Annotated in this window: 12 protein-coding genes and 1 tRNA gene; 9 read left to right on the plus strand and 4 right to left on the minus strand. The window is 66.6% G+C overall.

The window, feature by feature from the left end:
- Nucleotides 1-168 precede the first annotated feature (168 nt).
- Nucleotides 169-2,631 (plus strand): NEL-type E3 ubiquitin ligase domain-containing protein, encoded by a 2,463-nt coding sequence (locus M3149_RS15760; protein WP_251710498.1) that lies wholly within the window; start codon nucleotides 169-171, stop codon nucleotides 2,629-2,631.
- Nucleotides 2,632-2,670: 39 nt separating this feature from the next.
- Here the strand turns inward: M3149_RS15760 and M3149_RS15765 are convergent, their stop codons facing one another.
- From M3149_RS15765 to M3149_RS15775, 3 genes are all read right to left on the minus strand, one after another.
- Nucleotides 2,671-4,515, minus strand: a complete 1,845-nt coding sequence (locus M3149_RS15765) for an NEL domain-containing protein (RefSeq protein ID WP_251710499.1) — start codon at nucleotides 4,513-4,515, stop codon at nucleotides 2,671-2,673.
- A gap of 120 nt (nucleotides 4,516-4,635) precedes the next feature.
- Complete coding sequence (locus tag M3149_RS15770) at nucleotides 4,636-5,649, minus strand: response regulator transcription factor (protein ID WP_251710572.1); 1,014 nt, start codon at nucleotides 5,647-5,649, stop codon at nucleotides 4,636-4,638.
- Nucleotides 5,642-9,106, minus strand: a complete 3,465-nt coding sequence (locus M3149_RS15775) for an ATP-binding protein (RefSeq protein ID WP_285887183.1) — start codon at nucleotides 9,104-9,106, stop codon at nucleotides 5,642-5,644. The genes M3149_RS15770 and M3149_RS15775 overlap by 8 nt, the downstream gene beginning before the upstream one ends.
- Nucleotides 9,107-9,165: 59 nt before the next feature.
- Here M3149_RS15775 and M3149_RS15780 point away from each other — a divergent pair, with 59 nt between their 5' ends.
- The 8 genes from M3149_RS15780 (at nucleotide 9,166) to M3149_RS15815 (ending at nucleotide 13,717) form a co-directional block, all read left to right on the plus strand.
- Complete coding sequence (locus M3149_RS15780) at nucleotides 9,166-9,468, plus strand: urease subunit gamma (protein WP_251710501.1); 303 nt, start codon at nucleotides 9,166-9,168, stop codon at nucleotides 9,466-9,468.
- A gap of 15 nt (nucleotides 9,469-9,483) precedes the next feature.
- Nucleotides 9,484-9,648: a hypothetical protein gene (locus M3149_RS15785; RefSeq protein ID WP_251710502.1), complete on the plus strand. Its 165-nt coding sequence runs from the start codon at nucleotides 9,484-9,486 to the stop codon at nucleotides 9,646-9,648.
- A gap of 7 nt (nucleotides 9,649-9,655) precedes the next feature.
- Entirely contained in the window at nucleotides 9,656-9,961 is a 306-nt protein-coding gene (locus M3149_RS15790) for an urease subunit beta (RefSeq protein WP_251710503.1), read from the plus strand.
- Nucleotides 9,961-11,679 (plus strand): urease subunit alpha, encoded by a 1,719-nt coding sequence (gene ureC / locus M3149_RS15795; RefSeq protein WP_251710504.1) that lies wholly within the window; start codon nucleotides 9,961-9,963, stop codon nucleotides 11,677-11,679. Before M3149_RS15790 ends, ureC begins: the two co-directional genes overlap by 1 nt.
- On the plus strand, nucleotides 11,679-12,260 hold the full coding sequence (gene ureE / locus M3149_RS15800) for an urease accessory protein UreE (protein WP_251710505.1): 582 nt from the start codon (nucleotides 11,679-11,681) through the stop codon (nucleotides 12,258-12,260). The genes ureC and ureE overlap by 1 nt, the downstream gene beginning before the upstream one ends.
- Nucleotides 12,244-12,939, plus strand: a complete 696-nt coding sequence (locus M3149_RS15805) for an urease accessory protein UreF (RefSeq protein ID WP_435370753.1) — start codon at nucleotides 12,244-12,246, stop codon at nucleotides 12,937-12,939. Before ureE ends, M3149_RS15805 begins: the two co-directional genes overlap by 17 nt.
- Complete coding sequence (ureG, locus tag M3149_RS15810) at nucleotides 12,936-13,598, plus strand: urease accessory protein UreG (RefSeq protein ID WP_251710507.1); 663 nt, start codon at nucleotides 12,936-12,938, stop codon at nucleotides 13,596-13,598. The genes M3149_RS15805 and ureG overlap by 4 nt, the downstream gene beginning before the upstream one ends.
- 31 nt (nucleotides 13,599-13,629) lie before the next feature.
- A tRNA-Ser gene (locus M3149_RS15815) sits at nucleotides 13,630-13,717 on the plus strand.
- A gap of 71 nt (nucleotides 13,718-13,788) precedes the next feature.
- On the opposite strand, the gene M3149_RS15820 is transcribed toward M3149_RS15815, so the two are convergent.
- On the minus strand, nucleotides 13,789-14,157 hold the full coding sequence (locus M3149_RS15820; RefSeq protein WP_251710508.1) for a DUF4148 domain-containing protein: 369 nt from the start codon (nucleotides 14,155-14,157) through the stop codon (nucleotides 13,789-13,791).
- Nucleotides 14,158-14,275: the final 118 nt, after the last annotated feature.

A 14,275-nucleotide genomic window follows, 5' to 3' on the forward strand; every position in this document is an offset into this window, starting at 1 on the left:
TGTACGCCGGGTGGCGTACACGAGGCAGGCATGACGAATTCATGAGCACCGGAACCCGGGAGCACGGCAGCCCACGTAAACGCGGGCCTGAACACGAACGGCCCACCCGCCGCACGGAGACACCCGTGCCTCGCGAACCTCACCCGCCGCCCATCTGGCGGCCTTCCCATGAGATCACGCAGCCTGTCGACACCCGACCTCCCCCGTCCTGTTCTTGCGCAACGCCGCCATTCCGATCCGCCCAAGGCCACGCCGCGACACAGCACGCTGGCGAACAGACTTCTCGACGACCCACGCAAAGCCCGCCTGGTCATCGTTTCCCCGGCCGAATCACAGCTGGACACCGAAGACGAGGAACAGTTGTCGGCCTGGGAGGCCGGTCTGCAAGAACAGGGGCTTCGCGTCATCCACCTCGCGATGGACGATGACGCAGGCGCCATCGACCTCCTGTGCGACATGCTGGATCCGGTCGTGGATGAGCGCACGCAGATCGTGGTGCTCCATGACCCAACAATCCGCACGAAAAGCGAATCCAGGGCGATATCCGGGGACATCGGTCATCGGCTCAGTCAATCGGGCAGCCACTGCCCGGCGCCCATCGTCATCGACAGCGGCCACCTGGCGGCTGACGAACTGGAGCCTCGCCTGAAGGCATTGGTCTGCGTCGAGCACGAACCCACCGGCGCGCGCAACGCCCATGCGGTGCCCTTTGCTCGACTGATTGCCATGGGCGATCTGCTCGACCCAATGCCGCCGGCGCTGCTGATCGTCAAAGTCGGATCGTTCACCGCCGGGGAGCAGGCCTTCCTGATGCAACTGTCAGATTCCCTGGGATCGGCACCGCTGCTGTGCCTTTCAGTGACCGACCCCGCCGGGGATCTGACCCAGATCAAACCGCTGCTGCTGGCCAGGCTCACACTCATGACCCCGACCCTGGTGCTCTGTTCCAGCAGCAACGATCGCATGGCCTTCATGCTCTGCCATGAACTGAGCATGCTCGCTGGCGAGCTGCCGGACGCTGCCCTGGCCTTCAAGCCGGGGGCCGTGGGCAAGGCCGAGATGGCGACCATCGACCACAGCACACCCATGGAAGCACTTCAGCGCCTTTCCTCCACCGCTCCAGAGCAATGGAAGGCATCGATGGCCTGGCTCGACGCCCAATACATCGACCAACTGACCGCGTGGACGAAGCGACCCGGGCACTGCGATGGTCAATATCCCCATGCGGGAATGGCCATCGTTCGCTACCTCACGCGGCTGCTGGCTGCCACGCAAAAGGCACCGCACGCGCCCATCAAAGCCATCATTTCCGTGCAGGGCCTGTTGTGCCTGCCGCCCCTGCCACCCCATCGGCGCTTCGAGGCCATCACACTGACCGGATGCGCGTTCTCTGACCTCAAGCCCCTGCCGGGCGGCATGCGCAGCCTGCGTGTCATTCTGAGCGGTACACAAGATATCGATCTGGACACGGCGACGGTATCTTGTTGCGAACAAATCCACCTGGAGGACAACAAGCTCACGTCGGTTCCTGCCTGCTTGTGGCAACTGCCCCGGACCGTGACCGTCTTCCTCGGCGGTGCCGCTCTCGCCAACGACTGCAGGCGCATTCTTCAAGCGACCCACCACACACCGGGCTACGCGGGACCGACTTTCGTTCTGGTCGGTGTCGTCGAGCCAGCCTCGCCAACCGCCGAACCGGCACTGGCGATTGCTCTGCGCAGACTGTCCGGATTGCGCCCCGCAGCCAGCCTTCCGCTGGTCTGGCGCAGGGCCCTGCGGCTCATGGGAACCGATGAATTCGTCGAATGGGTCGACCGCCTCGCGCAGCTGCCAGCGGCGCTGCGCGAGAAGATCGGCCCCAAGCTGCACACACTGATGTCGCAATGCGCGATCAGCAAGTCATTGCGACTGCTGGTGCTCCAGACGGTCCACGACGCCAGCATCAGCTGCGACGACCGCATTCTGCTCAGCTGGGAACGCGTGCAGATCGCTGTCAAATGCCACAACGCCGCGCGGCAGAAGTGGTCGCCGGCGCAACTGATTCACCTCGGTCGGCAGGTGTATCGGTTCGAGCGGTTGATGAAGATCGCGCAGGATCGGATACGGCAGTTGCGCGAGTTCCTGGCGGCCACCGGCGAGGACATGGGCGCACTGGATGAGCTGCAGACCATGCTCGCTTACCTCTCGATGTCCTACGGCCCGCTGGAATGCGACAACGACACCGGTTTCGGTCAGTTCATCGATGAGGACATTTCCCACGTCTCGCTCAAGGATGTTTCGCGGGCAATCAAGCAGGTCAAGCGCGAGGAAAACACACACTTCGCCCAGTTCCTGGTCACGTGGGACCCCTGGCTCAAGCTGTTGCAGACACATAAACCGCAACAGCTGAGCGCCATCCGCGACGACAGCAACAACGAGCAGCTGCGCCAACGCTGGACGCGCCGCGTCAAGCGCAACGCACAGGCCATTGGCCTGGACGGCAGGGAACTGGCGGACGCCGTCACCAAGGGGGTGGTGGCCATTGCCAACGAGAGACAGGTGAGAAAGTTGCTCAAGCTCACGCGCGCGATGCTGCAGGAGAAAGACAGGCTGGATCTGCTGGACCCACCGTGGCCCGCAGACCACTCATGAACCTTGGCCCTGGCCCGCAGCCACCTGCCACCAGCCTCCTCACAGGGAGGCCAGCACCTCGGTCGTGAGCTTCTTCCACGCATCGAGCTGCATCGCGCGAACGATGCGGTTTTCCTCCGTGATGCGGGACTCGTTTCGCAGCGACTCGGGCAAGTTGCCCTGGGCAATCAAGCTGCCCACCGCGTCGCTCGCCTGCTGACGCACGCGATCGAGCATCTGATCGTCCAGCAGCGCATCGTTCAAGGCCTCGACCTGCTGCGGATGCGAGACGGCCAGACTCTCCTGCCAGGCCGGCCACATGGCCAGAAAGTCGACGAACCCGCTGCCCTCATTCGCGCGGATAGTGTCCACCGCCTGCCAGATGTCGTCTTCCGAGACATGGGAGAGCGACTCACCGATGAACTTCGCATCCGGCACCAGCCCACCCAGATCGAGAAGACCATTCGTCTGAATCAGGTGGGCATACGCGAGATGGGTCTCGATCTCATCCAGCCGCGGGCGATCATCCGCGGCTTCATCGTCATCTTCATGACCGGCGTATTGAGCGTAATCGAGCTGTTGCTGCTGCAGCAGGCGTTTGAACTTTTCGTCGGCTACCTGCAGCAATTGCTCGCGCCGAAACACCTGGCGTGCCGCGTCGACTACAGCCTGCAAGTGGCCCATCGACCCACTCTCCCGGGCCTCGGCAACGATCAGCAAGGTCTGCATCTGGTGCAACGCCAACGACACCCGGTCGTCGCAACTGGCGGTGGCATCCACAAGCATGGCCTGGAACGGATCCAGGAACGACGGATCCAACACCAGTCTTTCGACGATGTCGACCAGCAGGTCACTGATGTTGGCGTTCTCGTCGGGATACATGCTGTCGAGGCGCTGCAACAAGGCGATGAACGCGGGCGCTTGCTCCATGTCCTCCAGGCGCTGCCAGGCTGGCAGCTCGCAAGCGTCCACGCCCAACGAGATCCATCGATACAGCGCATGGGCCACCGGATTGCTGGCCAACTGTTTGCGCTCGTATTCATCGAAGTCAGCGTCGACACTGTTCGCATAAGGATCGCTGACGTATCGAGGCGGCAACAGCGGCACGGCACCCTTGGTCTGGGCGTTGAAATGGCGATAGAGCGCGAGTGCATCGCGCTCCCGCGGGAACACGGAAGGGGATTTCAGCAGCGTGCGATAGCGCTGGATGTCTTGCTGGCTCGCATAGAACCGCGGGCTCTGCGGCATGTCGGACGACTCGTCATCGGACGCCTCATCGCTTGATGGGTTGGGATCGGACACCTCGCGACTGGACGAGGAACCCGAAGACGACGTGCTCGGGCTGCCGGGCCGATAGAGGGTGGCCGAAGGATTGCCGGCATGGCCGAGGTAGCGCCCGAACGCACCGAGGGACTGCCATCCCACGCTGGATTCCCTCACCGCGTCGGCGCAGCTCCAGGCCTGCGCAGACTCCGCTGGCAAGAGCTTGGCGTGGGTATCGATCGCGAGGTGATCGTCGCGCAATGCCTTGACGATCCAATCAGGGGCCGACGCAACGCCCTCGTCGGTCTCCGACACCAGCACCACGGTGCCATCAGGAATGCCCTGTGTCCGAAGCAGCGATCGGAGGTCGGCCTCCGATGTCCCGGCGGTCAAGGCGCAAAAGCCAAGACCCTTGTTCTCAGACTGCTGCGACAGATGCCCGATGAGCTGGTTCGTCTGATACCCGCAGGGCCCCACCACCACGACCGTCAGGCAAGGCCTGAAATCCTGGTAGCTGGCCGGGTTGCGGCTCAGAAGGCTTGCGGCCACCGGCTGTGCGGCACCAGCACGGGGTGACGCGGCGCCTGAGCGAAGCTGGGCGTTGGGCGAGGTGCTGCCCGGTGAGCGCGTGTGGGGAACCATGGTGTGCAACCGATCATGACGTTGAGGTTCGACGTCAGTAACCGCGCCGTTGCAAGGGTTCCCCGGGGTGGCTGCGGGCAGCCGGTGCCCGACCGCATCTGCAGCCCTTTCTGCCGCTCGTCAGGCGCCCGGCGTATCAAGCTGGCGCACGCGGCCGATCGCCATCGCGGCCGCCGCGGTGCGTGTCTCCACGCCCATCTTCATGTGCACACGTTCCAGGTGCTTCTTCACCGTGGCCGGGCTGGCACCCAGGATATCGGCGATGTCGCGGTTGATCTTGCCCTTGACGACCCAGTAGAGCACCTCGGCTTCCCGCGCGGTCAGGCCGAAGGCCGCGGCAAGTGCTGCGTACACCGATTCGTTGGAGGTTTCCTGCATCACGATCAACCAGTCGCCCTGCCCGCGCGGGTCGCTGTCTTCGTCGCCCACACGCTGGTGCAGTCGAAAGGTCAGGCGACGCGGGCCGTTCTCGAGGGTGAGGCGCGGCGGCTCGCGCTGGGCCTGCGCCTCGCCCAGGTGACGACGCAACCAGTGCAGCACCGCGGGCGGTGTGGTGGGCGCTTCGGTGCCACAGTGCTGGCGCAGCAGGTCGCGCGCCAGCGCGGTCTGCCAAAGCAGGCGGCCGTCGCTCGCGCGCACGGTGATGGTGGCGTAGCCGAAGGCGTCGAGCGCGTGGCGAGCCTGGCTGCGTTCGATCGCGCCCTCGCGGCGTTCTCGCGCCTGCCTCAGGTGCAAACCCATGCGTGCCATCACCTCGCGCGGCTTGATGGGCTTGGTCACATAGTCCACGCCGCCGGCCGCAAACGCGGCCTCCAGGTGCTCGGTGTCGGTGAGTCCGGTCATGAAGATGACCGGAATGCCCGCGGTGGCGGCATCGGCCTTGAGGCGGCGCGCGACCTCGAAGCCGTCGATGCCGGGCATCACGGCGTCGAGCAGCACCATGTCGGGCAACGCCTGGCGCGCACGGCGGATCGCGCTTTCGCCGTCAAGCGCCACCAGCACGGTATAGCCGGCGTCATCCAGCGCGTCGTGCAGGGGCGCCACGTTGTCCGGTACGTCATCGACGATCAGCACCACGCGGTGCTCGCCGCGCGGCAGGCGGGCGCTCTCGCCCAGGTTGTCGACCTCAGGCATGGCCATGCAGCAACCTCTGCTCGATGGCTTCGAAGCGGAACTCCCGCGCGAGTGTGGCCAGTGCGGTGGCGAGCGCGGCATGCTCGGGACGGCGGCGCACCCACTCGTCCAGCCATTGCAGGATGCCGCGGGTGTAGCCCAGGCGAACCAGCTCGAGCAGCGGCTCGATCTCTTCGCGTGCGGGCCGCTCGGTCTGCGTTGGCGGCTCCGCCGGCGCAGCGCCGGTCTCGATCCAGCGCAGGCCAAGCCGTTGCGCGAGCCAGGCAAGCAGTTCCTCGCGGCGCACCGGCTTGACGATGAAGTCCTGCGCGCACACGCCGTCCTCGCCATCGAGTTCCACGTGCAGACCCTTGTCGAAGGCATTGGCAGACACGATGGCCAGGGGCACATCGCCCCAGCCGCGCGCGCGCAAGCGCCGGCGCGTCTCCCAACCGTCGATACCGGGCATGGCGAGATCCAGAAAGATCGCGTGCGGGGCATCCGGGTCACCCGGTGCCATGCCGTCGAGCAGCGCCAGCGCATGCAAGCCGCTGGTAGCGGGTTGCACTTCGAATCCCAGTGGCACCAGCCAGCGCTGCAACAGTTCGCGGTCGGCCTCCTCGTTGTCGACGACCAGCACGCGGCGGCGGCGGCCTGCATAGCCCACGGGCTGTATCGCCAGCGGACGCACCGGTGGCGCCTCGCGCAACTCGGGCAGGAACAGGCGCACCGTGAACACGCAGCCCTCGCCGGAGGCACTGCGCACACCGAGTTCACCCCCCATCAAGTCGGTCAGCATCTTGGCGATGGTCAGGCCCAGGCCGGTTCCAGTGGCGTCCGCACCCTCGCCCTGGCCGCGCGCGAACGGTTCGAACACGCGCTCGATCTCGCCCGGGGTCATGCCCGGACCGGTGTCGTGGACCTCGAAATGCGCCATCTCTCGCGCGTGGCTCACGCGCAGGCGCACCTGGCCGGCACGCGTGAACTTCACGGCGTTGCCCAGCAGGTTGATGAGGATCTGGCGCAGGCGCTTCTCGTCGGCGCGCACCACCTCAGGCAGGCGGCCGTGCGCGTCGTAGACGAAACGCAGCCCCTTGGCCGCGGCCTGCAGCTCGAACATGCCGGCCACCTCGGCCAGCGTGGCGGCGAAGGGCACGGGCTTCACGTCAAGCGCGAGCTTGCCGGCCTCGATGCGCGCGATGTCCAGCGTACCGTCGATGAGCGAGAGCAAGTGCTCGCCGCCGCGCTGGATGACCCGCAGTGCCTGCGCGCGGTGCGGCGGCAAGCCGCTGTCTTCCTGCAGCAGCTGCGCGTAACCCAGGATGCTGTTGAGCGGCGTGCGCAGCTCGTGGCTGATGGTGCTGATGTAGCGCGTCTTGGCCTGGTTGGCCTGCTCGGCCGCGCGGCGCGCCTGCTGCAGCGCCTCGTCGGTGCGCTTGTGCGATTCGATCTCCTGCATCAGCAGGCGCGTCTGGCGGTTCGATTCTTCCTGCGCCACCACGCGGCTCTTGTGAGCCAGCACCAGCCACCAGGCCACGGTGGCGGCAATGAGCAGCAGCACCGCGTAGACACGCAGGAAGCCCGAGCGCAGCGCGGTGTCCAGCAGCGAGAGGTTGCCGCCCACGTCGTCGGCCAGGCTCTGCAGCTCCTGGCGGTACAGCAGGCCCAGCACGGCTGCCAGCAAGGGCGCAATGACGACCATGATGAGGAGGTAGTGCGCGAGCCCCGCATCCAGGTAAGGCCATACGCGTTGTGGCATGAGGCGCCTCAGCGTCGCCGTCCACTGCTCCGACAGCCGCGCATGCGGTTTGCACAGGTCGCCGCAACGCGCGTCCAGCGTGCAGCACAGCGAACAGATCGGCCCCTGGTAGGCCGGGCAGTGCGCCATGTCGGGGCCTTCGTATTCGCGTTCGCAGATGACGCAGCGCTGCGTGCGCAGCCGCGCGTAAGGACCCTGTGCCGACGCATCGGCCTCGCGGGCGATGTAGTAGCGCCCCTTGGTGGCCCAGGCGATCAGCGGTGCGGTGACGAAGGCGGTGACCATGGCGATCACGGCCGAGAACGCCTCGGCCGTGGGGCCCATGAGGCCCATGTGAGCCGCGATCGACACGACCGAGGCCAGCACCATGGCCCCCACGCCCACCGGGTTGACGTCATAGAGGTGCGCGCGTTTGAACTCGATGCCTTTCGGGCTCCAGCCCAGCGGCTTGTTGACCACCAGATCGGCCACCACGGCCATGATCCAGGCGATGGCGATGTTCGAGTACACACCCAGCACCTGGCCCAGCGCCTGGAACACGTTCATCTCCATCAGCATGAAGGCGATGAAGGTGTTGAACACCACCCACACCACCCGCCCCGGGTGGCTGTGCGTGAGGCGCGAGAAGAAGTTGCTCCACGCCAGCGAACCTGCATATGCGTTCGTGACGTTGATCTTCATCTGCGAGACCACGACAAACAGCGCCGTGGCCGCCACCGCCCAGCCGTAATCGGCAAACACGTACTCGTAGGCGGCCAGGTACATCTGGTTCGGGTCCACCGCGCGATCGGGCGGCACCATGTGGCTGATGGCCAGGTAGGCCAGCACGGCGCCGCCGAGCATCTTGACCACGCCGATCACCACCCAGCCCGGTCCGCCCGCCAGCACGCCCGCCCACCAGCGCCCGCGCCGCCCGGGCTGGGCAGCGGGCATGAAGCGCAGGTAATCGGCCTGCTCGCCCATCTGCGTGATGAGGGCGATACCCACGGTGAGAGCAGCACCAAAGAGGTGCCAATCGAACGATGCACCGGCGCCGGACGCACCACCGTAGTGCATCACCTCGGTGAACGCCTGCGGCGCCATCACGCCCACGGCCACGAAGGGCACCACCATCATCAGCAGCCACAGCGGCTGGGTCCACACCTGGAAGCGGCTGATGACCGAGATGCCGTGCGTGACCAGGGGAATCACGACCACCGCACAGATCAGGTAGCCCCAGTGCGGCGGAATGCCCAGCGCCAGTTCGAGCGCGTAGGCCATGACCGCAGCCTCGAGTGCGAAGAAGATGAAGGTAAAGGATGCGTAGATCAGTGAGGTGATGGTGGAGCCGATGTAGCCGAAGCCGGCGCCGCGCGTGAGCAGGTCCATGTCGACGCCGTGGCGTGCCGCGTACACGCTGATGGGCAGGCCGGCCAGGAAGATGATGAGCCCGGTGGCCAGGATGGCCAGCGCCGCGTTGACGAAGCCGTACTGCACCAGCAGCGTGGCGCCCACCGCCTCGAGAATGAGGAATGACGCGGCGCCGAAGGCGGTGTTGGCCACGCGCCACTCGCTCCACTTGCGAAAGCGCTGGGGCGTGAAGCGCAACGCGTAGTCCTCCAGCGTCTCGCGGCCGACCCAGCTGTTGTAGTCGCGGCGCACCTTGATGATGCGCTGCGGGGCGTCGGCGGGCACTTCGCTGGAGGTTGCGTTCACGGAGGCTGGTGGTGCAGCTTTCATGCCACGGCGCCCACCGGGTATGGCTCTTGCTGACCCCTTGCCCGAGGAGAGACGAACGAATGGACCTGACCCCGCGCGAGAAAGACAAGCTGCTGATCTTCACCGCCGCGTTGCTGGCCGAGCGTCGCAAGGCCCGCGGCCTGAAGCTCAACCACCCCGAAGCCATCGCCCTCATCACCGCCGCGGTGATGGAAGGCGCGCGCGACGGCAAGAACGTGGCGCAATTGATGAGCGAAGGCCGCAGCGTGCTCACGCGCGCCGACGTGATGGATGGCGTGGCCGAGATGATCCCCGACATCCAGGTCGAGGCCACGTTTCCGGACGGCACCAAGCTCGTTACCGTCCACCAGCCCATTCCCTGATACCCGGAGGACCCCATGCGAAACCCTTTCACGCTCGTTACGGCCCTGATCGCGGCCACCCCCGCCCTGGCCCACGAGGGCCATGGCCTGTTCGGGGCCCACTGGCACGCCTCGGACGCCTGGGGCTTCGTGGTGCTGGCTGCGCTGGTCGGCCTGGCCATCTGGTCATCGCGCAAGTGAGGCCGCGTTGATCCCCGGCGAGTACCTCATCGACGACGGCGAGCACGCCCTCAACCCGGGCCGGCGCACGCTCACACTGGTGGTTAAGAACAGCGCGAACCGGCCGATTCAGGTCGGCTCGCACTACCACTTCGCCGAAACCAACGGCGCCCTCGACTTCGACCGTGCAGCGGCGCGCGGCATGCGCCTGAACATCGCCAGCGGCACCGCGGTGCGCTTCGAACCCGGGCAGCAACGCACGGTGGAGCTGGTGGACTACGCGGGCGAGCGTGTGGTGTACGGCTTTCGCGCCCTCGTTCAAGGAAAGTTGTGATGGCCACCATCAACCGACGCGCTTACGCCGACATGTTCGGCCCCACCGTGGGCGACCGCGTGCGCCTGGCCGACACCGGCCTGCTGATCGAGGTGGAAAAAGACTTCACCCTGTCCGCCGGCGGCTACGGCGAGGAGGTGAAGTTCGGCGGTGGCAAGACCATCCGCGACGGCATGGCGCAATCGCAGCGCTCGCGCGCGCAGGGCGCCGTTGACACGGTGCTCACCAATGCGCTCATCATTGACCACTGGGGCATCGTCAAGGCCGACATCGGCCTGAAGGACGGCCGTATCGCCGCCATCGGCAAGGCCGGCAACCCCGACACGCAACCGGGTGTCGACATCGTGATCGGCCCGGGTACCGAAGTGATTGCCTGCGAGGGCATGATCGTCACCGCCGGCGGCATCGACAGCCATATCCACTTCATCTGCCCGCAGCAGGTGGACGAGGCGCTGGCCTCGGGCATCACCACCATGCTCGGGGGCGGCACCGGCCCGGCCACCGGTACCTTTGCCACCACCTGCACACCGGGGCCCTGGCACATCGAGCGCATGCTGCAGGCGGCCGACGGGCTACCGATGAACATCGGCTTCCTGGGCAAGGGCAACGCCAGCCGGCCGGACGCGCTGCGCGAGCAGATCGAGGCCGGCGTGATCGGCATGAAGCTGCACGAAGACTGGGGCACCACGCCCTCGGCGATCGACCAGTGCCTCGCGGTGGCCGAAGAAAGCGACACGCAGGTCGCCATCCACAGCGACACGCTCAACGAATCGGGCTTCGTGGAGAACACCATCGAAGCCACCAAGGGCCGCACGCTCTGCGCCTTCCACACCGAAGGCGCGGGTGGTGGCCACGCACCCGACATCATGCGCGTGGTGGGCGAGGCGAACTTCCTGCCCTCCTCCACCAACCCCACCATGCCCTACACCGTGAATACGCTCGACGAACACGTCGACATGCTCATGGTCTGCCACCACCTGGACGCCGGCATCCCCGAGGACCTGGCCTTCGCGGAGAGCCGAATCCGCAAGGAAACCATCGCGGCCGAGGACATCCTGCACGACCTGGGCGCGATCAGCATGATGAGCAGTGACAGCCAGGCCATGGGCCGCGTGGGCGAGGTGATCATCCGCACCTGGCAGACCGCGCACAAGATGAACGCGCAGCGCGGCACGCTGGCGGAGGACTCATCGCGCAACGACAACTTCCGGGTCAAGCGCTACATCGCCAAGTACACGATCAACCCCGCCATTGCTCACGGCATCTCGCACATCGTGGGCTCGCTGGAGGTGGGCAAGTGGGCCGATCTCGTGCTGTGGAAGCCGGCGTTCTTCGGTGTCAAGCCCTTCTTGGTGCTCAAGGGTGGCAGCATCGCGCTGGCCGCCATGGGCGACCCGAACGCCTCCATCCCCACCCCGCAGCCGGTGCACTTTCGCCCGCAGTTCGGCTCGCTCGGCGGGGCGCTCGCGCGCAGCAGCCTGAGCTTCGTCTCACAAGCGGCGCTGCAGGCTGGCGTGGGCCAACGCTACGGACTGCAGAAAACCCTCTCGGCTGTGCAGGGCTGCCGCGGCGTGACCAAGCGGCACATGGTGCACAACGCCTGGCTGCCGACCATGGAGATCGACGCGCAGACCTACAGCGTGCGCGCCGACGGCCAATTGCTCACCTGCGAGCCCGCCACCGTGCTGCCCATGGCGCAGCGCTACTTCCTCTTCTGATGCTGCAAGCCGCAAAGCTCATTCCCCGGGGCCAGGGCCTCGCCGCCGTGCTGTTGCGACGTGCGCCCACGGTCGAACTCGATTGGGACGTGCGCCAGAAGAGCCGCTTCGATGCGCCGCTCAGCGACGGCCGCCAGCTCGCCGTCTTCCTGCCGCGCGGCAGCGTGGTGCGCGGCGGCGACGTGCTGGTCACGGCCGACGGCGAACTGGTGCGCGTGGTGGCGGCGCCGCAGCCGGTGCTTTGCATCACCCCCTGCCCCGACCACCCCGCGGCCGAGCAGGCCTTCGACCTCATGCGCGCGGCCTACCACCTCGGCAACCGCCACGTGCCTATCGAGTTGCGAGCGGACCACCTCAAGATCGAGCCCGACCATGTGCTGGCCGACATGCTGCGCGCGATGCACCTGACCGTGGTGGAGGCGAAAGAGCCCTTTGAACCGGAGAGTGGCGCGTATGGCGGGCATGGCAATTCGCACGGGCACGGGCACGGGCACGGTGTCCACGCTCACGGCCACGGACACGAACAACCGCACCAGCACCACCCCCACGATCCCCCACACTACGATGACCATGGCCACTGATGGCGCCCTGCTGCGCACGCTCTGGCTGGCCTCGCCCGCGCTGCCGGTCGGCGGCTTTTCGTACTCCGAAGGGTTGGAGGCCGCGGTCGACGCGGGCCGCGTGCACGACGAAGCCACCGCCGCGGCCTGGCTGGTCGATCAATTGCTGATCGGCCCCGCGCGCAGCGACTTCGCGGTCGCGGCGCAAGCCATCATGGCCTGGCGTGCGAACGATCTGGCACGCGTGCGCGACCTCAACGCCTGGGTGCTCCACACACGCGAGACGAGCGAACTGCGGCTGCAGGCCGAACAGATGGGCCGCTCGCTGCTGGCCTGGGCGCAGTCGCTGGGCGACTTCGGCGCGCCGCTGCTGCGGCAACTGACCGATGCGCGACTGGACCCGCCCACCTGGCCCGTGGCCAGCGCCTGCGCCGCCGCGCACGGCGAGGCCACACCGCGCGACGCGCTCGTTGGCCTGGCCTTTGGTTGGGCCGAGAACATGGTGCAGGCCGCCATCAAGGCGGTGCCGCTGGGCCAGGGCACTGGCCAGCGCCTGCTGGCGCGCCTGGTCCAGGCCATTCCTGCTGCGGTGGACGAAGCGCTCGCCCTGGAGGACGATCAACGCCAGGCCTTCACCCCCATGCTCGCCATCCTCTCGTCACGCCACGAAACCCAGTACTCACGCCTGTTCCGATCATGACGCTGCACCACATCCCGAACCGCACCAAAGCCCTACCCCCGTTGCGCGTGGGCATCGGCGGTCCGGTCGGCTCCGGCAAGACCACGCTGCTCGAAATGCTGTGCAAGGCCATGCGCGAGCGCTACGACCTCATCGCCATCACCAACGACATCTACACCAAGGAAGACCAGCGCCTGCTCACCATCAGCGGCGCGCTGGAGGCCGAGCGCATCCTGGGGGTGGAAACCGGCGGCTGCCCGCACACCGCCATCCGCGAGGACGCCTCGATCAACCTCGAAGCAATCGACCGCATGCTGGAGCGCTTCCCCAATGCCGACGTGGTCTTCGTGGAAAGCGGCGGCGACAACCTCGCTGCCACCTTCAGCCCCGAGCTGAGCGACCTCACCATCTATGTGATCGACGTCGCCGCGGGCGAGAAAATTCCGCGCAAGGGCGGGCCCGGCATCACCAAGAGCGATCTCTTCGTCATCAACAAGACCGACCTGGCCCCGCACGTGGGCGCGGACCTGGCCGTGATGCAGGCAGACACCGCACGCATGCGCCCCGACCCGCAACGCCGCCCCTGGGTGATGACCAACCTCAAGACGCTCGCGGGCGTCGACGACGTCGTGCGATTCATCGAAACGCGCGGCCTGCTGCGCCACGCACAACCCGCCTGAACGTCCTCCGCACTAGAATCCCACCCGCTGCGGAGACGTGGGTGAGTGGTTTAAACCAGCAGTCTTGAAAACTGCCGACCCGCAAGGGTCCGTGAGTTCGAATCTCACCGTCTCCGCCAGAACGAAAAAAAGGGCAGCCCGTGGGCTGCCCTTTTCAACTTGGAGGAGACGAAAACGCGGGGCGCGGCGATCAGTTCGCGGCGGTGATGCTCTGCACGGCACGCAGGCCGGCCAGGCGGATCTGCTCGGCTTGCTCGGCGGTCGGCACCGGCAGGATCTCGCCGCTGGCGACCACGCCCAGGCGGTAAGCTGCGGCGGCTTCGGCCTGCACTTGGGCGCGGGTCACGTTGCTGGCGATGGTGGTGGCCTGGTCCTGGCCGCCGCTGGCTTCGCCGCGGGCGATGACGTCGGCCTTGTAGGCGGGTGCCACCTGGGCTTGCACTTCGGCGCGGCTCAGGGTCGACTGGAAGTTGAACACTTCGTTGCCCTGGATCGGGCCTTCGGCGAAGGCGGCACCGGCGGTCAGGGCGAAGGCGATGGGGAGAAGAGCAGCTTTCATGACAGTTCCTTTGAAGACGACAGACAGATTGAAGGGGGGACACACCACATGCCGTTTTGTGTCGGCATGGGGTGAACTGTAGAAACCGCATCTGTCAGATTCCGAACGCCAGAATTAC

Source organism: Hydrogenophaga intermedia, assembly GCF_023715105.1.
GTDB classification, from domain to species: Bacteria; Pseudomonadota; Gammaproteobacteria; order Burkholderiales; family Burkholderiaceae_C; genus Hydrogenophaga; species Hydrogenophaga intermedia_A.